Source organism: Streptomyces sp. NPDC002156 (assembly GCF_053593675.1).
In genome coordinates this window covers 1-21,465 of record NZ_JBSFDA010000048.1, presented here as the reverse complement: position 1 = coordinate 21,465, position 21,465 = coordinate 1, and the positions used below count along the sequence as shown (strand labels likewise).

Annotated in this window: 18 protein-coding genes; 10 read left to right on the top strand and 8 right to left on the bottom strand. The window is 71.0% G+C overall.

Annotation, left to right across the window (positions count from 1 at the left end; genetic code table 11):
* Positions 1-7: 7 nt before the first annotated feature.
* The 4 genes from efeB (at position 8) to ACWCRB_RS20840 (ending at position 4,881) form a co-directional block, all read left to right on the top strand.
* On the top strand, positions 8-1,315 hold the full coding sequence (efeB, locus tag ACWCRB_RS20855) for an iron uptake transporter deferrochelatase/peroxidase subunit (protein WP_450997438.1): 1,308 nt from the start codon (positions 8-10) through the stop codon (positions 1,313-1,315).
* Between the two features lie 9 nt (positions 1,316-1,324).
* Positions 1,325-2,257, top strand: coding sequence for a prephenate dehydratase (gene pheA, locus ACWCRB_RS20850; protein ID WP_369029079.1), 933 nt, complete (start codon positions 1,325-1,327; stop codon positions 2,255-2,257).
* A gap of 537 nt (positions 2,258-2,794) precedes the next feature.
* Positions 2,795-4,072, top strand: a complete 1,278-nt coding sequence (gene serS / locus ACWCRB_RS20845) for a serine--tRNA ligase (RefSeq protein ID WP_450997437.1) — start codon at positions 2,795-2,797, stop codon at positions 4,070-4,072.
* The gene (locus ACWCRB_RS20840; RefSeq protein WP_450997436.1) at positions 4,069-4,881 is read left to right on the top strand and encodes an HAD family hydrolase; all 813 of its coding nucleotides are present in this window, start codon (positions 4,069-4,071) and stop codon (positions 4,879-4,881) included. Before serS ends, ACWCRB_RS20840 begins: the two co-directional genes overlap by 4 nt.
* 285 nt (positions 4,882-5,166) lie before the next feature.
* Here ACWCRB_RS20840 and ACWCRB_RS20835 read toward each other — a convergent pair whose 3' ends face one another.
* The 5 genes from ACWCRB_RS20835 to ACWCRB_RS20815 all read right to left on the bottom strand — a co-directional run bounded on the left by ACWCRB_RS20835 (position 5,167) and on the right by ACWCRB_RS20815 (position 9,075).
* Complete coding sequence (locus ACWCRB_RS20835; RefSeq protein WP_235476883.1) at positions 5,167-5,394, bottom strand: SGM_3592 family protein; 228 nt, start codon at positions 5,392-5,394, stop codon at positions 5,167-5,169.
* Between the two features lie 91 nt (positions 5,395-5,485).
* Positions 5,486-6,205, bottom strand: a complete 720-nt coding sequence (locus ACWCRB_RS20830) for an ABC transporter permease subunit (protein ID WP_450997435.1) — start codon at positions 6,203-6,205, stop codon at positions 5,486-5,488.
* A gap of 11 nt (positions 6,206-6,216) precedes the next feature.
* Complete coding sequence (locus tag ACWCRB_RS20825; protein ID WP_450997434.1) at positions 6,217-7,128, bottom strand: ABC transporter ATP-binding protein; 912 nt, start codon at positions 7,126-7,128, stop codon at positions 6,217-6,219.
* A complete protein-coding gene (locus ACWCRB_RS20820) occupies positions 7,125-8,030 on the bottom strand; it encodes an ABC transporter permease (protein WP_450997433.1) in 906 nt (301 codons plus the stop codon). The genes ACWCRB_RS20825 and ACWCRB_RS20820 overlap by 4 nt, the downstream gene beginning before the upstream one ends.
* Positions 8,020-9,075, bottom strand: a complete 1,056-nt coding sequence (locus ACWCRB_RS20815; protein WP_450997432.1) for an ABC transporter ATP-binding protein — start codon at positions 9,073-9,075, stop codon at positions 8,020-8,022. Before ACWCRB_RS20815 ends, ACWCRB_RS20820 begins: the two co-directional genes overlap by 11 nt.
* Before the next feature lie 211 nt (positions 9,076-9,286).
* Between ACWCRB_RS20815 and ACWCRB_RS20810 the strand changes: the two genes are divergently transcribed.
* From ACWCRB_RS20810 to ACWCRB_RS20785, 6 genes are all read left to right on the top strand, one after another.
* Positions 9,287-10,129 carry a M24 family metallopeptidase gene (locus ACWCRB_RS20810; protein ID WP_450997431.1) on the top strand — a complete coding sequence of 281 codons (843 nt, stop codon included), beginning with the start codon at positions 9,287-9,289 and terminating at the stop codon, positions 10,127-10,129.
* Positions 10,130-10,157: 28 nt separating this feature from the next.
* Positions 10,158-11,912 (top strand): SDR family oxidoreductase, encoded by a 1,755-nt coding sequence (locus tag ACWCRB_RS20805; protein ID WP_450997430.1) that lies wholly within the window; start codon positions 10,158-10,160, stop codon positions 11,910-11,912.
* A 149-nt stretch (positions 11,913-12,061) separates the two neighbouring features.
* Positions 12,062-12,610 carry an RNA 2'-phosphotransferase gene (locus ACWCRB_RS20800; protein WP_450997464.1) on the top strand — a complete coding sequence of 183 codons (549 nt, stop codon included), beginning with the start codon at positions 12,062-12,064 and terminating at the stop codon, positions 12,608-12,610.
* A gap of 23 nt (positions 12,611-12,633) precedes the next feature.
* The gene (locus ACWCRB_RS20795) at positions 12,634-13,092 is read left to right on the top strand and encodes a hypothetical protein (RefSeq protein WP_450997429.1); all 459 of its coding nucleotides are present in this window, start codon (positions 12,634-12,636) and stop codon (positions 13,090-13,092) included.
* Positions 13,093-13,154: 62 nt separating this feature from the next.
* Positions 13,155-14,072 (top strand): LLM class flavin-dependent oxidoreductase, encoded by a 918-nt coding sequence (locus ACWCRB_RS20790; protein ID WP_450997428.1) that lies wholly within the window; start codon positions 13,155-13,157, stop codon positions 14,070-14,072.
* A 78-nt stretch (positions 14,073-14,150) separates the two neighbouring features.
* Positions 14,151-15,020 carry an HAD-IIB family hydrolase gene (locus ACWCRB_RS20785; RefSeq protein ID WP_450997427.1) on the top strand — a complete coding sequence of 290 codons (870 nt, stop codon included), beginning with the start codon at positions 14,151-14,153 and terminating at the stop codon, positions 15,018-15,020.
* 74 nt (positions 15,021-15,094) lie between these two features.
* On the opposite strand, the gene ACWCRB_RS20780 is transcribed toward ACWCRB_RS20785, so the two are convergent.
* The 3 genes from ACWCRB_RS20780 to cydD form a co-directional block, all read right to left on the bottom strand.
* Positions 15,095-16,156 (bottom strand): M23 family metallopeptidase, encoded by a 1,062-nt coding sequence (locus ACWCRB_RS20780; RefSeq protein WP_450997426.1) that lies wholly within the window; start codon positions 16,154-16,156, stop codon positions 15,095-15,097.
* Positions 16,157-16,258: 102 nt separating this feature from the next.
* Positions 16,259-17,770, bottom strand: coding sequence for a sensor histidine kinase (locus tag ACWCRB_RS20775; RefSeq protein ID WP_450997425.1), 1,512 nt, complete (start codon positions 17,768-17,770; stop codon positions 16,259-16,261).
* Positions 17,771-17,779: 9 nt separating this feature from the next.
* On the bottom strand, positions 17,780-21,349 hold the full coding sequence (gene cydD, locus ACWCRB_RS20770) for a thiol reductant ABC exporter subunit CydD (protein WP_450997424.1): 3,570 nt from the start codon (positions 21,347-21,349) through the stop codon (positions 17,780-17,782).
* Between the last annotated feature and the right edge of the window lie 116 nt (positions 21,350-21,465).

Here is a 21,465-nt window from a genome sequence, read left to right as displayed (position 1 = left end):
CCGCACCATGTCTGACCAGTCCACCAAGGAAAACGACCAGGAAAGCGTTCCCGGAAGCACCGACGAGAACGGGGAGCCCGGCATCTCACGCCGGCGGCTGCTCGGTACCGCCGGTGCCACCGGGCTCGTGCTCGGTGCGGCGGGCGGGGCCACCGGCTATACCGTCGGCTCCGGATCCGATTCCGCCGGCTCCTCCGGCCAGTCCCTCCCGCTCACTTCGGTGGGCACGGACAGGGCGATGTTTCACGTGAAACATCAGCCGGGCATCACCGACGGCCTCCAGGCACGCGGCCATCTCGTCGCCTTCGACCTGGTGGCAGGCGCGGGCCGCACCGAGGCCGCCGCGCTGCTGCGCCGCTGGTCGGACACCGCCCAGCGGCTCATGGCGGGCGAGGCCGCCGCGCACGACGACACGGATGTCGCCCGCGACGCCGGCCCGTCGTCCCTGACGGTCACCTTCGGCTTCGGATACGGCTTCTTCGCCCGCACCGGGCTGGAAAAGCAGCGCCCGGTCGCGCTCGACCCGCTGCCCGAGTTCTCCTCCGACCACCTCGACAAGGCCCGCAGCAACGGCGACCTGTGGGTGCAGATCGGCGCCAACGACGCCCTCGTCGCCTTCCACGCCCTGCGCGCGATCCAGAAGGACGCGGGCAGCGCGGCCCGCGTCCGCTGGCAGATGAACGGCTTCAACCGGTCGCCGGGCGCCACCGCGCAGCCCATGACCGCCCGCAACCTGATGGGCCAGATCGACGGCACCCGCAACCCCAAGCCGTCCGAGGCCGACTTCGACAAGCGCATCTTCGTCCCCGCCACCGGCGAACCGTCCTGGATGGCGAACGGCTCCTATGCCGTCGTACGCAGGATCCGCATGCTGCTCGACGACTGGGAGCAGCTGTCGGTCAAGGAGCAGGAGGACGTCGTCGGGCGGAAGAAGTCGAACGGGGCGCCGCTCAGCGGCGGTACCGAGACGACCGCGATGGACCTGGAGAAGGTCGACGCCCAGGGCGATCTCGTCGTCCCCATCAACGCCCACGCCCGGATCACCCGCCCCGACGAGAACGGGGGCGCGGCCATGCTGCGGCGCCCGTTCTCCTTCCACGACGGGATCGGCGCGGACGGTACGCCCGACGCGGGGCTCCTCTTCGTCTGCTGGCAGGCCGACCCGCTGCGCGGCTTCGTCACCGTCCAGCGCAAGCTCGACCGGGGCGACGCGCTCTCCAAGTTCATCCGCCACGAGTCGAGCGCACTGTTCGCCGTGCCGGGCGGGGCGGGCGAGGGGGAGTACGTGGGGCAGCGGCTGCTGGAGGGCCATTAGGGTGAGGGCATGCCAGCCAGCTACGCGTATCTCGGCCCCGAGGGCACCTTCACCGAGGTCGCCCTGCGCACGCTTCCCGAGGCGGCCACCCGGGAGCTGATCCCGATGGTGTCCGTGCCGGCCACGCTCGACGCGGTGCGCAGCGGTGAGGTCGAGGCGGCGTTCGTGCCGATCGAGAACTCCGTCGAGGGCGGTATCACCACCACGCTCGACGAGCTGGTCGCGGGCGCGCCGCTGATGATCTACCGCGAGGTGCTGCTGTCGATCACCTTCGCGCTGCTGGTCAGGCCGGGCACCAAGCTGTCGGAGATCAAGACCGTCACCGCCCATCCGGCGGCGCAGTCGCAGATCCGCAACTGGATGAAGGTCAACCTCCCGGACGTCGTCTGGGAGTCGTCCGCCTCGAACGCGGACGGCGCCCGACTGGTGCAGGAGGGCCGGTACGACGCCGCCTTCGCGGGCGAGTTCGCCGCCGCCCGGTACGGCCTGGAGGCCCTGGAGACCGGCATCCACGACGCGGAGAACGCGCAGACCCGGTTCGTCCTGGTCGGCAGGCCCGCCCGGCCCGCGGCGCCGACCGGCGCGGACAAGACGTCCGTCGTCATCTGGCAGCGCGACGACCATCCCGGTGGACTGCGCGATCTGCTGGACGAGTTCGCCGTACGGGGCGTCAACCTGATGCTGCTCCAGTCCCGGCCGACGGGGCAGGGCATCGGCAACTACTGCTTCGCGATTGACGCCGAGGGCCACATTTCCGACCGGAAGGTCGCCGAGGCCCTGATGGGACTCAGGCGGATCTGTCTCAAGGTGCGGTACCTGGGTTCGTACCCGCGTGCGGACATCGGCGTCGAGGACGTCCGCGCGCCGCTGCCGGGGACGTCCGACGAGGAGTTCGTGACGGCCGCCGACTGGGTGGCCCGTTGCCAGGACGGCCGCTTCTAGCCGGCCCTCCCGGTGCCGGGCCCAGTCCTACCAGCCGATTTCCGTTATCCACAGAAGTTATCCACAGGCCAGCTTCTCGACCTGGGGACAAGTCGACAACGGAGTGCCAGTCTGTCGACAAATCGGCCTACAGGCCGTCGACTCGTCCACAGCCCGGCATGCCACCCTTCGTCCACTCGTTTCCCTGGCGTAACTCCCCGGGGTTACGCATTTCCACCCGAAAGTGGGCGTGAGGGTGGTTTGCTTCGGGAATTGGCCATCTGGCGGACACCTTCGGAAACGATCACTTCCGTCATCCACAGATCTTTCGCACAGCCTGTGGATAACTTTTCGGGGGTGTGGATTACCGTGCCCCAGCGCACCCCAAGTCCCGTTCTCCACAAGGGATTCGAGTCAACCGGCGGGACCTTCCCAAACCCTTCCGGGGCCAGTTCTCATTCCCCTTGACGTGATCGACATTTCGGTCAAATGGCAATACAAGGGGTGTATGGAAATACCGAGTCGTGAGCGCCAACCCGGCACCGGTAGCCTTGGACCGTGATTGACCTTCGCCTGCTTCGTGAGGACCCCGACCGTGTGCGCGCTTCGCAGCGCGCCCGTGGAGAGGACGTCGCGCTCGTCGACGCTCTCCTGTCCGCCGACGAGCGGCGCAGGGCGTCCGGCGTCCGCTTCGACGAGCTGCGTTCCGAGCAGAAGAGCATCGGCAAGCTCATCTCCAGGGCCTCCGCCGAGGAGAAGGCCGAGCTGCTCAAGAAGACGGGCCAGCTCGCCGCCGACGTCAAGGCGGCCGACGCCGAGCAGCACGAGGCGGACGAGGAGGCCAAGAAGCTTCTCCTCCAGCTCGGCAACCTGGTCCACCCGGATGTCCCGGTCGGCGGCGAGGAGGACTTCGTCGTCCTGGAGACGCACGGCACGATCCGCGACTTCGGCGCCGAGGGCTTCGAGCCCAAGGACCACCTGGAGCTGGGCGAGGCGCTGGGCGCCATCGACGTCGAGCGCGGCGCCAAGGTGTCCGGCTCGCGCTTCTACTACCTCACCGGCGTCGGCGCGCTCCTGGAGCTGGCCCTCGTCAACGCGGCGATCGCCCAGGCCACCGAGGCCGGCTTCGTCCCGATGCTGACCCCGGCGCTGGTCCGCCCGCGCGCGATGGAGGGCACCGGCTTCCTCGGCCAGGCCGCGGAGAACGTGTACCACCTGGAGAAGGACGACTACTACCTGGTCGGCACCTCCGAGGTCCCCCTCGCCGCGTACCACATGGACGAGATCCTCGACGCCGACAAGCTCCCGCTGCGCTACGCCGGCTTCTCGCCGTGCTTCCGCCGCGAGGCCGGCACCTACGGCAAGGACACGCGAGGCATCTTCCGCGTGCACCAGTTCGACAAGGTCGAGATGTTCTCGTACGTCGACCCGGCGGACGCGGAGAACGAGCACCGGCGTCTCCTGGACTGGGAGAAGCAGTGGCTGACCGCCCTCGAACTGCCCTTCCAGGTCATCGACGTGGCCTCGGGCGACCTCGGCGCGTCCGCCTCGCGCAAGTTCGACTGCGAGGCGTGGATCCCGACCCAGGGCAAGTACCGCGAGCTGACCTCGGCCTCCAACTGCGACGGCTTCCAGGCCCGGCGCCTGTCCGTGCGGATGCGTGACGGCAAGAAGGTCCAGCCGCTCGCGACGCTCAACGGCACGCTGTGCGCCGTACCGCGCACGATCGTGGCGATCCTGGAGAACCACCAGCTGGCCGACGGCTCGGTGCGTGTGCCCGAGGTGCTGCGCCCGTATCTGGGCGGTCGGGAGCTGCTGGAGCCGGTCGCCAAGTGACCGCCGCCGCAGGCTCGTTCCCCTATCCGCTCGTCGCGACCGACCTCGACGGAACGCTCCTGCGCTCCGACGAGTCGGTCTCGGCGCGCACCCGTGACGCGCTCGCCGCGGTCACCGCGCGGGGCGGCGCGCACATCGTCGTCACCGGCCGCGGGGTGCGCTGGACGCGGCACATCCTCGACGAACTCGGGTACGAGGGACTCGCGGTCTGCGGCCAGGGTTCACAGGTGTACGACGCCGGGGCGCACCGGCTGCTGACATCCATCACCCTGGACCGGCAGCTGGCCTCGCTCGCGCTGGCGAAGATCGAGGCGGAGACCGGGCCGCTGTTCCTGGCGGCAAGCAGGGCGGGCCTCGACGGCGACGTGCTGGTCGGGACGGGCTACTCGGGCGTGGGCGCGCTGCCCTTCGTTCCGCTCACGGACCCGTCGGAGCTGTGGGCCGAGCCGCTGAGCAAGATCTACATCCAGCATCCGACCCTGTCCGCCGACCAGTTGACCGAGGTCGCGACCCGGACGGCGGGCGGTTTCGTCACGGTCACCATGGCGGGCGAGGACATAGTCGAACTCCTCCCCCTGGGCCTGTCCAAGGCGAAGGGGCTGTCCCTGGCGGCCCGTCGGCTCGGTCTGAGGTCCGCGGACACGATCGCCTTCGGTGACATGCCCAACGACATCCCGATGTTCGCCTGGGCGGCACACGGGGTGGCGATGGCCAACGCCCACGACCAACTTCGGGCGGTGGCGGACGAGGTGACGTCGTCGAACGACGAGGACGGCATCGCGGTGGTGCTGGAGCGGTTGCTGGCGTAGGGCTTGTCCAGGAGGGGGTCCGGGAGGGCGGCCCGCGCGAGTGACTCGCGCGCTCGAAGTGGCCGCCCCGGGCAGCATCCCCTGATGGCGGACTCTACGGAGGTAGTGACTGCTCCGGTGTCCGCCGCGGGCTGCCCTGAAGGGAGCTGTGCGGACCGCCGTGCATCGGCGTCGCTCGGCTCCACTCCCAGAACCCGACACCAGCACACCGGACACATCCGGCGTACTGGACAGAACTACTGTGCCCGTACGCCGAGTCGCACGCCACCGAATAAAACTGGTGACCTACTTCCGGCGCCACCTACGACGACGTGACTTGCTGAAGAACCAGCCGGCCGGGGGTTCGTCCGACCGCCAGGGCTGCGGCTCGGGCGCCTCTTTCCGCCAGCGCGCCGCCAGCATCCGGGCGCGGGCGGACGGTTCGGCGGTGTCGGCGGAGCGTATGAAGTCCTCGTCGAGAACCAGCGCGTCCCAGTCGTCCCCGGACCCACCCCGTGCTGTCTTCCCTGCCATCCCCGTCCTCCTCGCCCCGCGTCCCCGTTTGTCCAGTGTGCCCGGACACGCGTGAAGTCCCTGTCAAGACCGACGCGCGCCCGGGGCCGTGCTACTCATCGCCGGTCGGCGTCAGGGTGCGCAGCTTCTGGCCGGCGTACCAGGTGGCGAGGACGGTGACGACGATCAGCAGGACCGTGGCCGTGGTCAGGCCGACGTCCGAGGTGACCAGGTCGCCGCCGGTGACCTCGTGGCCGACGGCCAGCGCCCACTGCTGGACGCTCAGCGTGCGCGCCCCGGACACCAGGGAGCCGAACAGGGCCTCCCAGACGAGGGCGTAGACGAGCCCGAAGACCACCGCGTGCCGGGAGACCGTGCCGAGCAGCAGGAAGAGCGCCGCGTAGGCGATGGAGGCGACGAGCGCGGCGACCGTGTAGGCGACGGCGACCTGCTGGCCGTTGCCGTTGAGGATCAGGCCGGCGATGAACGTCGGCACCGCCGAGAACGCCATGGTGACGCCGATGGCGACGATCAGCTTGGTGAAGATGATCGTGGGCCGCTTGAGCGGCTTGGCGAGCAGATAGATGACGGAGCCGTCGTCGATCTCCGGGCCGATCGCACCGGTGCCCGCGATGACGCCGATGATCGGCACCATCGTGGCGAGCGCGAGTCCGCCCAGGACGTCCGCCGCGGTCTGGTCGTCGGCGCCGACGAGACCGCGTACGGCGACGGCGATGATGATCAGCAGCAGCGGCAGGGCACCCAGGATGAGGGCCCGGCGGCGGCCGAGCAGGGCCCGGTAGGTGAGCCGGGCGACTGTGGGGTCGTACATGAGTCGGCCTCCTACGCGGCGACGAGATACGAGAACACGGATTCGAGGGACTCGTCGGACGGCGAGACCGTGAGCAGCCGGATGCCGTGGTCCCGGGCGACGCGGGGCAGCAGGGCGGTGAAGCGGCCGAAGTCGACGGCCTGGATGCGCAGGGCGCCCTCCGCGAGGTCCACCTCGATGCCCGAGGTCGACGGGTCGGCGATCAGCGCGGCGGCGAGGGCTCGGTCGTCGCTGGAGCGTACGAGGTAGCGGTGCGGGCGGTCGGTCATCAGCCGGCGGATACGGCGGAAGTCGCCGCTGGCCGCGTGCCGTCCGGCCACGACGACCTCGATGTGGGCCGCCAGTTGCTCGACCTCTTCGAGGATGTGCGAGGAGAACAGGACCGTGCGGCCCTCGGCGCCCATGCGGCGCAGCAGGTCCATGAGCTGCATGCGCTGACGCGGGTCCATGCCGTTGAACGGCTCGTCGAGCAGGAGGAGCGAGGGCTCGTGGACGAGTGCGCTGGCCATCTTCACGCGCTGGCGCATGCCCTTGGAGTACGTCGAGATCTTGCGGTCCTGCGCGTACTCCATCTCGACCGTGGCGAGTGCCCTCTGGGCCGCCTTGGCGCCCAGTCCGTGCAGTTCGGCGTTGGCGACGACGAACTCGCGGCCGGTGAGGAAGTCGTACATCGCCTCGCGCTCGGGGACGATGCCGATGTGCTTGTAGATCTGCTCGTTGCGCCACACGGGCTGTCCGTCGAGGGTGACGGTGCCGGTGGAGGGGGCCAGGAAGCCGCCCATCATGTTGATGAGGGTGGACTTCCCGGCGCCGTTGGGGCCGAGGAGGCCGGTGACGCCGGGGCCGATCGTCATGGTGATGTCGTTGACCGCCACCACGTTGCCGAACCAGCGCGAGACGTGGTCGATGTTGAGCGTGGTCACAGTCCGACCTTTCGGTAGCGGCGCATCAGAAGGCCGTAGCAGCCGGCGATCAGGCCCAGGACGGCGAGGAGGAAGATCACACCTTCGCCGGTGCTGGGGCCTACCCCTCCGGGGTAGGCGGACGTCGCGCCCAGGAAGGCCGTCTGCACCCCGTCGACGAGCGTGATGGGCGAGAAGAGGCCGATCCAGGGGACGGCACTGCCGCTGCCCTGGGCGTCGGCGATGGCCTGGAGCGTGGACACCGCCCCGTAGGAGATGGTCAGTACGGCGATGACGGCCGCGATGCCGAAGCCGCGGCGCGGGGTGACCGCCGAGATGACGAGGCCGATACCGGCGAAGAGCAGCGAGAGCAGTGCCACGGAGACGAGCCCCTGGAGGAATCCCTTGGTCTGGTCGGTGAAGTCGAGCTTGGCGAGCAGGGCGCCCACGTAGAGCACGACCAGTGGCACCGCGGTGATGAGGAACAGGGCCGAGGCCAGCGCCGCGAACTTCGCGCGGACGTAGTCGGCGGTCTCGATCGGGCGCGAGAAGTACAGCGGTACGGTCTTGAAGCGCAGGTCGCGGGAGACGGCCTGGGGTGCCTGCGAGGCGACGTACAGGCCGATGACCGCCTGCATGACGATCGCGTAGTTCGTGTACTCGACGGGCAGTTCCTTGGCCGTGGTGGCGACCGTGACCGCCACCATGATGGCCGCCGGGGCGCACATCACCGCGACGAGCACCATGGGCAGCACCTTGGACTTGACCGAGCGGCCGAGGCCGTAGGCGCCGCGCAGGGACTGCGAGTAGAGGGAGCGGCGGGCGTACGCGCGGCCCAGGCGCTGGCCGTCGTACGAGCGGTAGCCGATGTTGTGGATGCGGGACTGGGCGCCCACCTGTGCCGGGGTCTGCTCAACCGCCATGGCCGACCGCCTCCTTTCCTGCACTCACGCTCTGCTGTTCGTCGGCCTGGGCGTCGCTGTCGGTGAAGACCTCTGAGATGTGGTGCCTGCGCTGTTCCATGCGCACCAGTCCGAGGCCGAGGTCGGCGACGGTGTCCCGGACGAGGTCGTAGGTGTCCTCGCCCTGGGCGGTGAGCAGCAGGATGTGTCCGGCGCCGGGCAGGCCGCTGCCGTCGTGGGTGTCCATCCCGCGCGCGTGGAGCGCCTCGCGCACCGCGCGGGTGCCGTCCGGGTGGTCGTCGGTGTCGGTCACCTCGATGGCGAGGACGGCCGTGTTCTGGGTGAAGTCCGTGGTGGAGCTGGACCGCAGGAGCTTGCCGCCGTCGACGACCACCACGTGGTCGCAGGTCCGCTCCAACTCGCCGAGGAGGTGGGAGGTGACCAGGACCGAGATGCCGAAGTCGGTGTGGATCCGGCGGATCAGACCGAGCATCTCGTCGCGGCCGACCGGGTCGAGGCCGTTGGTCGGCTCGTCCAGGAAGACCAGCTGCGGGTCGTGGACCAGGGCCTGCGCGAGCTTCACGCGCTGCTTCATACCGGTCGAGTAGCCGCCGATGGGGCGGTAGCGCTCCTCGTACAGACCGACATGGCGCAGGGTGTCCGCGGTGCGCTCCCGGGCGGCGGCCGGCGGGAGCCCGGACATGCGCGCCATGTGGACGACGAACTCGGTGGCCGAGACGTCTGGCGGCAGGCAGTCGTGCTCGGGCATGTAGCCGACGCGCTCACGGATGGCGCCGCCTTCGGTGGCGACGTCGAGGCCGAGCACTTTGGCCCGGCCCTCCGTGGCGGGAGACAGACCCAGCAGGATCTTGATCAGGGTGGACTTGCCGGCGCCATTGGCGCCGACGAGTCCGGTCACACCGGGTCCGATGTCCATGGAGAGCCGGTCGAGCGCGGTCACCCGGGGGAACCGCTTGCTCAGGCTTTCGGTCGCGATCACAGTCACGTCCTCGACGGTAGTGGCGCACACCACACCGGTCGTCAGCCCGAAGAGCTGTCTCGGCATCCATCTCTGGTCGTACGGGCCCGTAGGGGTCCCCCTGAGGTCGAACAACCGGCCCCTGAGTTTCCACATCGCCGGGGAGGTCGTCGGGTTGTCGGCCTGGGTTGTCCACAGACAGGCGTTCGACTGTTGACGCGGGCTCTAACAAGTGTCAGATTCGCGAGGTCAGGTTACGGGCGGGTAGCGCGGTCGATGGGGACGGTGGCGGCGGGCGATGGCGACGGCGGAAACAGGCGAACTCGCCGCGGAACTGGCCGGGTTCAGGCGGGTGCAGCGGCTGGCGTACGAGTGCGCGGAGGCCGTCGCGGCACGCCTTGAACCGGGGATCACCGAGCGCGAGGCGGCCCGGATGCAACGGGAGTGGCTGCGCGAGCGGGGTGTGCGGGACTGGTTCCATCTGCCCTTCGCCTGGTTCGGGGACCGCACGGCGTTCGTGAACTTCCGTATCCCGCTCCAGTTCTTCCCGACCGGCCGTCGGCTGGAGCCCGGGATGCCGTTCATCCTGGACCTGGCGCCGGTGCACAAGGGTTTCGCGGCCGACATCGGCTACTCGGGCTCGCTCGGCGTCAACCCGGTGCAGGACCGGCTGATGGCCGACCTGGAGGCGCACCGTGAGCTGATCCTGCGCGAGGTGCGCGAGCGGCGACCGCTGCGCGAGATCTACGAGGACGTGGACCGCCTCATGGTCCGCCAGGGCTACGCCAACCGGCATCGCGCGTATCCCTTCGGGGTGATCGCGCACAAGGTCGACCGGGTGCGGGAACGGCCCTGGTCACCCAGGCTGTTCGGGTTCGGCACACAGTCCCTGAAGGGGCTGGCGGGCGACGCGCTGCGCGGCCACCGCGAGGGCTGGTCGCCCCTGTGGTCGCCGTACCGCTTCTCGGACCATCCGCCGCAGCCGGGTCTGTGGGCGGTCGAGCCGCATCTCGGATTCCGGGGTACGGGCGCGAAGTTCGAGGAGATCCTGGTCGTCACGGACTCCGCGGACCCGCGGGAGAGCGCGTTCTGGCTGGACGACGATCTGCCGCATGTGCGGCGCTGGGCGGAGGCAAAGTGACGGTCGTGACCCTGGGGACGGAGAACGAGTGACTCTCGACGGGGCGCGTGAGCGCCGGGTACGGACGGGCGGGATCGAGCTGTGCGTCGCCGAGTTGGGCGACCCGGCGGACCCCACGGTGATCCTCGTGCACGGCTATCCGGACACCAAGGAGGTGTGGTCCGAGGTCGCCGCGCGCCTCGCCGACCGCTTCCACGTCGTGCTGTACGACGTGCGGGGCCACGGCGGTTCGACGGCGCCGCGTCCGCTGCGCGGCGGTTTCACCCTGGAGAAGCTGACCGACGACTTCCTGGCGGTCGCGGACGCGGTGAGCCCGGACCGGCCGGTGCATCTGGTGGGGCACGACTGGGGTTCGGTGCAGTCCTGGGAGTTCGTCACCGTCGCGCGCACCGAGGGCCGGATCGCGTCCTTCACCTCGATGTCCGGGCCGTCCCTGGACCACCTGGGCCACTGGACGAAGGGGCGCCTGAAGCGGCCCACTCCGCGCGCGGTCGCCCAACTCCTGGGCCAGGGAGGCAAGTCCTGGTACGTGTACGCGCTGCACACGCCCGTGCTGCCCGAACTCGCCTGGCGCGGCCCCCTCGGCAAGCGCTGGCCGAAGCTGCTGGCCCGCGTCGAGAAAGTCTCCGCCGAGGGCTATCCGACGGCCTCCCTGCCCTCGGACGCGGCCAACGGCGCCTGGCTGTACCGGGACAACGTACGGTCCCGGCTGAGCAGGCCGCGCACGGACGCGTACGCACACGCGCCCGTGCAGCTCATCACGCCCCTGGGGGACGCGTTCCTCTCCGAGCGGCTGTACGACGGACTGGAGCGGTGGGCACCCCGGCTGGTGCGCCGCACGCTCGACGCCAAGCACTGGATCCCGCGCACCCGGCCCGACCAGGTGGCCGCCTGGATCGGGGAGTTCGTGACCGCCAACGAGGGCGGACGGCTCCCGGCGACGGCGACGGGCAAGCACGCGCAGCGTTTCGGCGGGCAGTTGGTCCTGGTCACCGGGGCGGGCAGCGGCATCGGGCGGGCCACGGCGTTCGCGTTCGCCGAGTCGGGCGCCCGTGTGGTGGCCGTCGACCGGGACGCCGAAGGCGCGGCCCGCACGGCCGAGTTGGCCCGTCTGGTCGGGGCCCCGGAGGCCTGGGCGGAGATCGTCGACGTCACGGACGAGCAGGCGATGGAGAAGCTCGCCGAGAAGGTCGCCACCGAGTACGGCGTCGTGGACGTGCTGGTGAACAACGCGGGGATCGGGCTCTCCGGGTCCTTCTTCGACACGACCCCGGAGGACTGGAAGAAGGTCCTGGACGTCAACCTGTGGGGTGTGATCCACGGTTGCCGGCTCTTCGGGAAGCAGATGGCCGAGCGCGGCCAGGGCGGTCACATCGTGAACATCGCGTCGGCCGCCGCGTACCAGCCCTCCAAGGCGCTGCCCGCGTACAGCACCTCGAAGGCCGCGGTGCTGATGCTCAGCGAGTGTCTGCGCGCGGAGCTGGCGGGACAGGGCATCGGTGTCTCGGCGATCTGCCCCGGCTTCGTCAACACGAACATCACGACGACCGCGCGCTTCACGGGAGTCGACGCCGAGGAGCAGGCCCGGCGGCAGAAGCGGACGGCACGGCTGTACGGACTGCGCAACTACCCGCCGGAGAAGGTCGCTTCGGCGATCCTGCGCGCGGTGGTCCGCAACGAGGCGGTCGCACCGGTGACACCGGAGGCCCGGGGCGCGCATCTCATGTCCCGTTTCCTGCCGGGGGCGTTGAGGGCGCTGGCGCGGGTGGATCCGCCACTGTGACGGCCACCCGTTGTCCACAGTTTCTCCAATTCCCCTGTGGATAACTGCACTTGGCTGTGGATCAAACCTCCGGACCAAAATCAAATGCGTGATCACGGTCTCACCGGCACCCTTGCAGGATGAACGAAAACGGGACGACCAAGAACGAGATGGATGAAAGACGCACCGTGAAGGTGTCGAAGTACCTGTCCAAGCATCTGCGGCACCAGCCGGAGCGGATCGGGCTCACGCTCGACGAGGCCGGCTGGGTCGAGATCGACGAGCTGATCGCCGCGTGCGCCGCCCACAACTTCCGGTTCACACGGGCCGAACTCGACCACGTGGTCGCCGCCAACGACAAGAAGCGCTTCGCGGTCGACGGCACCCGGATCCGCGCCAGCCAGGGCCACAGCATCGAGGTCGACCTCGGGCTGCCCCCGGCGACCCCGCCGCCGTACCTCTACCACGGCACGGTGGACCGCTTCCTGGACGCGATCCGTACTGAAGGCCTGCGCCCCATGAACCGGCACGCCGTGCACCTCTCACCCGACCGCGAGACCGCGACCCGCGTCGGCGCCCGCCGAGGCCGACCGGTCGTACTCTCGGTGGACGCGGCCGCGATGCACCGCGACGGCCACACCTTCCACGTGAGCGCGAACGGCGTATGGCTCACGGAGGCCGTACCTCCGGGCTATCTGCGCTTTCCCGGCCCGCACTGACCCCGTGCGGGACCAGCACCGGCATGATCGAGGGCATGGACCACCTGCCCACCACCGAGGCCGCCGTCACCGCCCTGCGCGCCCTCGCCGCCGAGTACGCCCGTGAGATCGAGGTCAGCCACGACATCGGCGCCGACCAGACCTCCCGGCGCACGTCCGCGGGTGTCGGCGTCACCACGGACCCGGACGGCTCGCTCCCGCACGAGGCCTTCGCAGAGTTCGGTGGAGTCCCCCGGGTGACCGTCCGTCTCTTCCCCGACGACGACGCGCTGATCACGGTCGAGGGCGTCGAGTGCCCCGACATCCCGCGCGACGACGTCCCCGCGTTCCTCCGCTCGGTCTACGACGGCCTGGCGTTCGTCACGGCCCGCCGCTTCCTGCCCGCCCACCACCTGGTGGTACCGCTGCCCGGCGACCGCACCTACAAGGAGTACATCCCGCTGCTCGGCCTCAGCCCGTGGCTAAGCAGTCGGGTCCGGTGACCACCCGGGGGCCCTCGGTGACTGTTTCACGTGAAACGTGAACGGCGCCTAGGCTCTGATCCATGAGTACGAGTCTGCGTCTGAGCACTGTGATCCTGCCCTACCGCCGCTGGCACGAGGGCGGCCGTTCGGCCTGGCAGGGTGCGGAGCAGCTCGGTTTCCACACCGCGTTCACCTACGACCATCTGTCCTGGCGCACCTTCCGGAACGGCCCGTGGTTCGGTGCCGTGCCCACGCTCACGGCCGCCGCCGCTGTCACTGACCGGGTGCGTCTGGGCACCCTGGTGACCTCGCCGAACTTCCGGCACCCGGTGACGCTGGCCAAGGACCTGATCTCCCTCGACGACGTGGCGAACGGCCGGATCACCCTCGGTGTCGGCGCGGGCGGCACCGGCTTCGACGCGACCGCGCTGGGCCAGGACCCGTGGACACCCCGGGAGCGTGCCGACCGGTTCGGTGAGTTCGTCGCGCTGCTCGACAAGCTGCTGACCGAGGACGGCAAGGACGGCGTCTCGTACCAGGGCGACTACTACTCGGCGCACGAGGTGCGCAACATCCCGGGCTGTGTGCAGCGCCCCCGGCTGCCCTTCGCGGTGGCCGCGACCGGGCCGCGCGGGCTGGACCTCGCGGCGCGGCACGGGCAGGCGTGGGTGACCACCGGCGACCCACGGCTGTTCGAGAGCGGCACGCCCGAGCAGTCGGTACAGGCACTGCGCGGCCAGGCCGAGAGGCTGGCCGACGCGTGTGCCGCGATCGGCCGGGACGTGAACGGGCTCGACAGGATCCTGCTCACCGGGTTCACCCCGGACCGGGGCCGCCCGCTGGAGTCCGTGGACGCGTTCGTCGACTTCGCGGGCCGGCACCAGGAGCTGGGTTTCACCGAGATCGTGATCCACTGGCCCATCCCCGACTCCGACTTCGCGGCCGACCAGCAGGTCTTCGAGCGCATCGCCACGGAGGCGCTGGCGCAGCTGGGCTGACCCGGCGCCGGTCCGGGCGGCCACTCACCTGTGCGGGCTCCCGCACGGTCGTGCGCGCACATACGCGAGAATGGCCGGGTGACCTCAGCGACCCGAGAGCCCGAGACCCCCGCCGCCACCGTCCCGATCCGGCTGATCGCCACCGACCTCGACGGCACACTGCTGCGCGACGACAAGTCGGTCTCCCCGCGCACGGTCGCCGCCCTTGCCGCCGCCGAGGCCGCGGGCGTCGAGGTCTTCTTCGTCACGGGCCGCCCGGCCCGCTGGATGGACGTCGTCAGCGAGCACGTCCACGGCCACGGTCTGGCGATCTGCGGCAACGGCGCCGCCGTGGTCGACCTGCACGGCGGCCCCGGCGCCCACCGCTTCGTGAAGGTGCGGGAGCTGGCCAGGGACAACGCGCTGGACGCCGTACGCCTGCTGCGCGATGCAGCGCCGGGGACCGTGTACGCCGTGGAGCAGACGTACGGCTTCCACCAGGAGCCGGAGTACCCGAAGCTGCACATGGAGCTGCCGGACAATCTCGCGCCCGCCGAGAAGCTGCTGGCCCCGGGCGGGCCGAGCGACGGTGAGCCGGTGCTGAAGATCCTCGCCTACCACCGCACGATCGACCCCGACGCGTTCCTCACCACCGCCCGGCTGGCGATCGGCGACCGGGCCACCGTCACCCGGTCCAGCCCCAGCGCCCTGCTGGAGATCAGCGGCCCCGGGGTCTCCAAGGCGAGCACGTTGGCCCTGTCCTGCGCGGAGCGGGGCATCTCGGCCGAGGAGGTCGTCGCCTTCGGGGACATGCCGAACGACGTCGAGATGCTCACCTGGGCGGGCCGGTCGTACGCGATGGGCAACGCGCACCCGGACGTCCTCGCGGCGGCCTCGGGGCAGACGGCGCCCAACAACGAGGACGGGGTCGCCATCGTGATCGAGCGACTGCTCGCGGAACGCGGCTGAGGGAGCCGCCGTACGGGTAGCGGTAAGAGGCGCCCGTCCTGGCGCACGCCCCTTACCGGCGCCCCGCCCACCTCCTAAAGCTGCACCCCGCGTGCCGAGAGCCATGCCGCCGGGTCCACCCCGGAGCCCAGTTCCGGGGTGACGCGTACCTCGAAGTGCAGGTGCGGGCCGGTCGAGTTGCCGGTGGTGCCGGTCTGGCCGATCCACTGGCCCGGGGTCACTCGCTGGCCCTGGTCGACGGTGACGGCGGCGAGGTGCGCGTACTGCGTGTAGTAACCGCCGGGGTGCTCGATCACGATCTCGATGCCGAAGGCGCCCCCGCACGACACCGAGACCACCGTGCCCGCGCCGACCGCCCGCACCGGAGTGCCGATCGGTACCGCGAAGTCCTGCCCGGTGTGCCCGTTGGCCCAGCGGTCGCCGCCGCTGCCGAAACTCGCGGACAGCTCGTACGTCTCCACGGGTGTGACGTACTCCGGCATGGTCCCGGGGTCCGGCTGGTCGAGCCGGACGGCGCCCCGGCAGGAGCCCGCCGCGACCGAGGCGTCGGCGCGGCCCTGCAGCGTCCAGCGGGCCTCTTCGAGCTTGTCCTCGATGATCCGCTTCAGCTTGGCGATCTCGCCGTTGCGCCGCTCCAGTTTCTGCCAGTGCGCCGCCGCCTTCGCCTCGTCGGCGGCGAGCCGGGCCTCCGCGCGCCGGCTCTTGTCGATCGCGTTATTCAAAGCGAGATCGGCCTGCCACACGGCCCGCTGACCGCGCATCAGCTCCTCGGGGCTGTCCGCGAGCAGCATCTGCGCGGTGAGCGGCAGACCGCCGCCGCTGCGGTACTGGCCGCGTGCGATCCGGCCCAGGTCCTCGTGCAGGACGGTGATGTCGCGCCGTTCGCGGACGAGGAGTTCCTCGTACCGCCGTGCCTTGGCCCCCTCCGCCTCGGCCTCGCGCCGTCCGGCCTCGTACTGCTCCGTGATCACGGCGGCATCCGCGTACAGCCGGGTCACGTCGGCGCTGAGGCCCGAGTCCTTGGCGGAGTCGGGGTCGGCGCCTTCGCCCGAGGCGTCCGTGGGCCGGGCGACCAGGACCACGAACGCGCACAGCAGAACCGGAACAAGCAGTGGATGACGGCGACGTGAGCCCATGTCAGCGATCGTGTACCGCAAACCGGGTGGGCTGCCTGTTCAAGTCGTACGCCTGGGGGATCCGTTGCCACGAACGGCTCAGCAACGGGGTTCGCGACGGCCTCAGTACGGCGCCTGCCACACCACCGTCGTACCGCCGCCGTCCGGGCCGCTGCCAGGTCCGTGACTGCTGTCGCCGCCCAGCGACTCGGCACGCCGTCGCAGGTTCCTGAGGCCGCTGCGCCGACCGCCCTCGGGGATGCCGACCCCGTCGTCGGCGACGGTCAGCCGTACGCCCGGGCGGCCGTCCGGCAGGGTCACGTTCGCGTCGACCACGACATCGATCCGGGACGCCCCGGCATGGCGGAAGGCGTTGGACAGCCCTTCGCGCAGGGCTGCGACGAGGTTCTTGCCGGTCGGCTCGCCGACGGTGTCGACCGGTCCTGCCACCCGGAGCGAGGGCTTGAAGCCGAGCGCCACGGACGCCATGTGGATCTCCCGCTCCACCCGCGTGGACAGCTCGGACGGGACCTCGCCGGGGTCGTCCTGGAGGGCGAAGATCGCAGTGCGGATCTCCCGGATGGTGACGTCGAGTTCGTCGACGGCCCTGCCGACGCCGTCCCGTACGCCGGGCGCGACCGATCCGCGCTGGGCGCTCTCCAGCATCATCCCGGTGGCGAACAGCCGTTGGATGACGAGATCGTGCAGGTCACGGGCGATCCGGTCGCGATCCTCGTACACCGCGAGCCGTTCCCGGTCGCGCTGTGCCTCGGCCATCATCAGCGCGAGTGCGGCCTGCGCGGCGAACTGGACGGCGAGCGCGCGCTCGGTCTCCGTGAACGCGCGCTCTCCCCGCGCGCGGGGCATGGCGAGGCTGCCGACGACGCGGCCGTCGCTCTGCAGGGGCAGCAGCATGGTGGGGCCGTAGTCGCGGGTGAGGTCGGCGCCGAGGGACAGCCGGGGGTCGGTGGCCGCGTCCTCGACGAACACCGGCTCGCCGTCGAGGAGTTCGGCGACGACCTCGCTCTCCGGCGGGACGATCACGCCGAGCGCGTCGAGGGGGCCTTCCGCGTCCACGGCGACGATCTCCAGACCGCCCTCGGCTGCGGGCAGCAGCACGATCCCGGCGGCGGCTCCGGAGAGCCGGCGGGCCTGTTCGGCGACGATCCGCAGGGAGTCACCGATGTCGCCGCCCGAGAGCAGCGCGGTCGTCACGGCCACGGACCCGTCGATCCAGCGCTCGCGCTGCCGGGCGGCCTCGTACAGACGGGCGTTGCCGATGGCGATGCCCGCCTCGGTGGCCAGCACGCGGACCAGGGTCAGATCGTGCTCGGTGAACGGCCCGCCGCCGCGCTTGTCGCCCAGGTACAGGTTGCCGAAGACCTCGCCGTGCACCCGGATCGGCTCGACCCACCGGGCGGTCTCCTCGTCGACACCGCGATGAACGAAGTCGGCGAAGCCGTCACCGTCCTCGGCGAGGACCTCGATGTCCGCCCGTTCGGCGGCCACCAGGGCGATCGCCGTCGCACAGATCCGCTCCAGCGTGGCATGCGGCCCGAGCCCGCTCCCGACGGCCCGCATCGCCTCCAGCAACTGCGGCACGCACGGCTCGGGACGAAGCGGGGGACCGGACATCCCACGAGCCTAATTAGTACTGTTTGTCACCGAAAGTCGAGCAGCGCGCGGCTGGCTTCCCGCCGCCACCAGCGCCAACCGCTCGGACTCCGCCTCCCGCTCGGCCATCGCCCGCAGCGGCCCGTCGACGGCGACCAGCTCCGCGTACGTCCCCCGCTGCGCGACCTGTCCGCCGTCCAGCACGATCACCTCGTCCACGGCGTCGAGACCGGCCAGCCGGTGGGTGATGAGCAGCGTCGTACGGCCCTTGGTCGCGTCCAGCAGATCGGCGGTGAGCGCGTCGGCGGTCGGCAGGTCGAGGTGTTCGGCAGGCTCGTCGAGGACCAGCACCGGGAAGTCCGCGAGCAGCGCCCGGGCGAGCGCCAGCCGCTGCCGTTGCCCACCGGACAGCCGTGCCCCGTGTTCCCCGACCAGCGTGTCGAGCCCGTCGGGCAGCGCCTGCGCCCAGTCCAGCAGCCGCGCCCGCGCGAGGGCGTCCCGCAGGTCGTCCTCGGTGGCGTCCTTCTTCGCGAGCAGCAGGTTCTCCCGCACGGAGCTGTCGAAGAGGTGCGCGTCCTGGGCGCACAGCCCGACCAGCCGCCGTACGTCGTCGCCGTCCAGCGCGTACGCGTCCACGCCGCCCAGCGTGTAGGAGCCGGCGTCCGCGTCCAGGAACCGCAGGAGCACCTGCGCGAGGGTGGTCTTGCCGGACCCGGACGGGCCGACCACGGCGATCCGGCGCCCTTCGTCGAGGGTGAGGTCGAGCCGGGCGAGCGCGTCCCGGTCCTGCCCGGCATGGCGGGCGGCCAGCTCCTTGACGACAACCGGGAAGGGCGACAGCGGCGCGGGCCGCGGCTGCTCGGGCTCTCGTACGGGCTCGGGCGCGTCCAGGACCTCGTACACGCGCTCCGCGCTCCTGCGCACCCGCTGCCGGTACCGCACGGCGAGCGGCAGCCCGAGGACGGCCTCGAAGGCGGCCAGGGGAGTGAGGACGACCACGGCCATCACCACACCGCCGAGCCGCCCGTCGGCGACCGCCTGGGCACCCACGAGGGCGGTGGCCGCGACGGTCAGTCCGGACAGCAGCGCGGTGAGTCCGTCGCCGAGCGCGGTGGCGGTGGCGGCGCGCGAGGCGATCCGGGTGAGCGCGGAGTCTGCCCGCCGGACCTCCTCGGTACGCGCGTTCAGGGCGCCCGCGACCGTCGACTCGGCGGTTCCCGTGAGCAGGTCGGCCACGTGCGTGGCGAGTGCGCCGCGGGCCGGGGCGAGCCGGCGTTCCGCACGCCGGGCCACGGCGCTGGTCACGAGGGGGACGCCGACTCCTGCGGCGAGCAGCCCGGCGGCGAGTACCGCCCCTGCCTCGGGCAGCAGCCACGCCGTGAACCCGACGGAGGCGGCGGAGACGACGAGGGCGGCCCCGGCGGGCAGCAGCCAGCGCAGCCAGTAGTCCTGGAGAGCGTCCACATCGGCGACGAGCCGCGACAGCAGGTCGCCGCGCCGGGTCGTCCGCAGTCCGGCAGGCGCCAGCCGCTCCAGGCGCCGGTAGACGGCGACCCGGGTGTCGGCCAGCATCCGCAGCACGGCGTCGTGCGACACCAGCCGCTCGGCGTACCGGAAGACGGCCCGCCCTATCCCGAAGGCCCGCGTGGCCGTCACGGCGACCATCAGATACAGCACGGGCGGCTGCTGCGAGGCCCGCGAGATGAGCCACCCGGAGGTCGCCATAAGCCCGACGGCACTGCCGACCGCGAGACTCCCGAGCAGCAGCGCGAGCCCGAGCCGCCCGCGCCGGGCCCCTGACATGGCCCGCACCCGCGCGAGCACACCAAGTCGCCCTGCGGGAGCGGCGGGTACGAGTTCTTCCTCGTCGAGCACGGGCAGCTGCGGACCACCGGCGAGGAGCCCATCGCCGCCCGAGAAACCACCGGTCGGCTCAGCACCAGGCAGGTGCGAGGGGACGACAGCCTCCTCCAGCCGCACCACCCGGTCCGCCACCCCCAGCAACGCCGGCCGATGCACGACCAGCAGTACCGTCCGCCCAACCGCCAAGCGTCGTACGGCGGCCACGACCTCGGCCTCGGTCTCCCCGTCCAGCGCGGCCGTCGGCTCGTCGAGCAGCAGCACGGGCCGGTCCGCGAGGAACGCCCGGGCCAGCGCGAGCCGTTGCCGCTGCCCTGCGGAGAGCCCGGCGCCGTCCTCACCGAGCGCGGTGTGGACACCCTCGGGCAGCGCGTCCACGAACTCCATCGCACCGGCGTCGGCCAGTGCCCTCCGTACGGCGGTGTCGTCGGCGTCGGGGCGGGCCAGCCGTACGTTCTCGGCGATCGACCCGGCGAACAGATGCGGCCGCTGCGGCACCCAGGCCACCCGCGACCGCCACTGCTCCAGGTCGAGGCCGGCGAGGTCGGTTCCCCCGACGCACACCCGCCCTTCCGTCGGCCGTACGAACCCGAGCAGCGCGTGCAGCAGCGTCGACTTGCCCGCGCCGCTCGGCCCGACGAGTGCGACCGTCTCCCCGGCCTCCACCGCGAAGGAAACGTCAGCCACCGCGTCCACCGACCGCCCGGGATACCGGACGGTGACGCCCTCGAAGGCCACCCCGCCCTCCGGAACCGCCGCGGTCCCGGATTCCGACACCGGTGTCTCCAGTACGGCGAAGATCTCCTCGGCCGCGGCCAGTCCCTCCGCCGCCGCGTGGAACTGGGCGCCCACCTGCCTCAGCGGCAGATACGCCTCGGGCGCGAGGATGAGAATGACGAGCCCGATGTACAGGTCCATCTCGCCGTGCACGAGCCGCATACCGATGGTCACCGCGACCAGCGCCACGGACAGCGTCGCCAGCAGTTCCAGCGCGAAGGACGAGATGAAGGCGATCCGCAGGGTCCGTATCGTCGCCTGCCGGTACTCACCGGTGATCCGCCGGATCGACTCCGCCTGCGCTTTGGCCCGGCCGAACACCTTCAGCGTCGGCAGCCCGGCCACGACATCGAGGAAATGGCCCGACAGCCGGGACAGCAGCCGCCACTGACGGTCCATGTGGGACTGCGTGGCCCAGCCGATCAGCACCATGAAGACCGGGATGAGCGGCAGGGTGCCGACGATGATCGCCGCCGACACCCAGTCCTCGGTGACGATCCGCGCCAGCACGGCCACGGGCACCACGATCGCGAGCCCCAACTGCGGCAGATAGCGCGAGAAGTAGTCGTCGAGGGCGTCGACTCCCCGTGTCGCCAGGGAGACCAGCGACCCGGTCCGCTGCCCGCTCAGCCACCCAGGACCCAACGCGACGGACCGCTCCAGCAGCCGCCCGCGCAACTCCGACTTCACCGCGGCGCTCGTCCGGTGCGCGGCCAGCTCGGTGAGCCAGGAGACCAACGCCCGGCCACCGGCGACGGCGACCAACAGCAGCAGAGGCGTACGAAGTTCGGTGACCGACAGTCCGTGCTGGAAGGCGCCGACCACGACCTCGGCGATGAGCATGGCCTGCGCGATGACCAGCCCCGCGCCGACAGCGCCCAGGCCGACGACCGCGAGCAGGAAACGGCGGGTGGCACCGGCGTAGCGGAGGAGCCGCGGATCGATTGGTTTCACGTGAAACATGCCCTTCGGTCCAGGGAGGTGGTTTCGCGATGTTTCACGTGAAACAACGCAACAGACCCATCTACGGCGCCTAGTTGGCAATCCCCACAGGAACCGTCTTCTTAATAGCGGCAGCC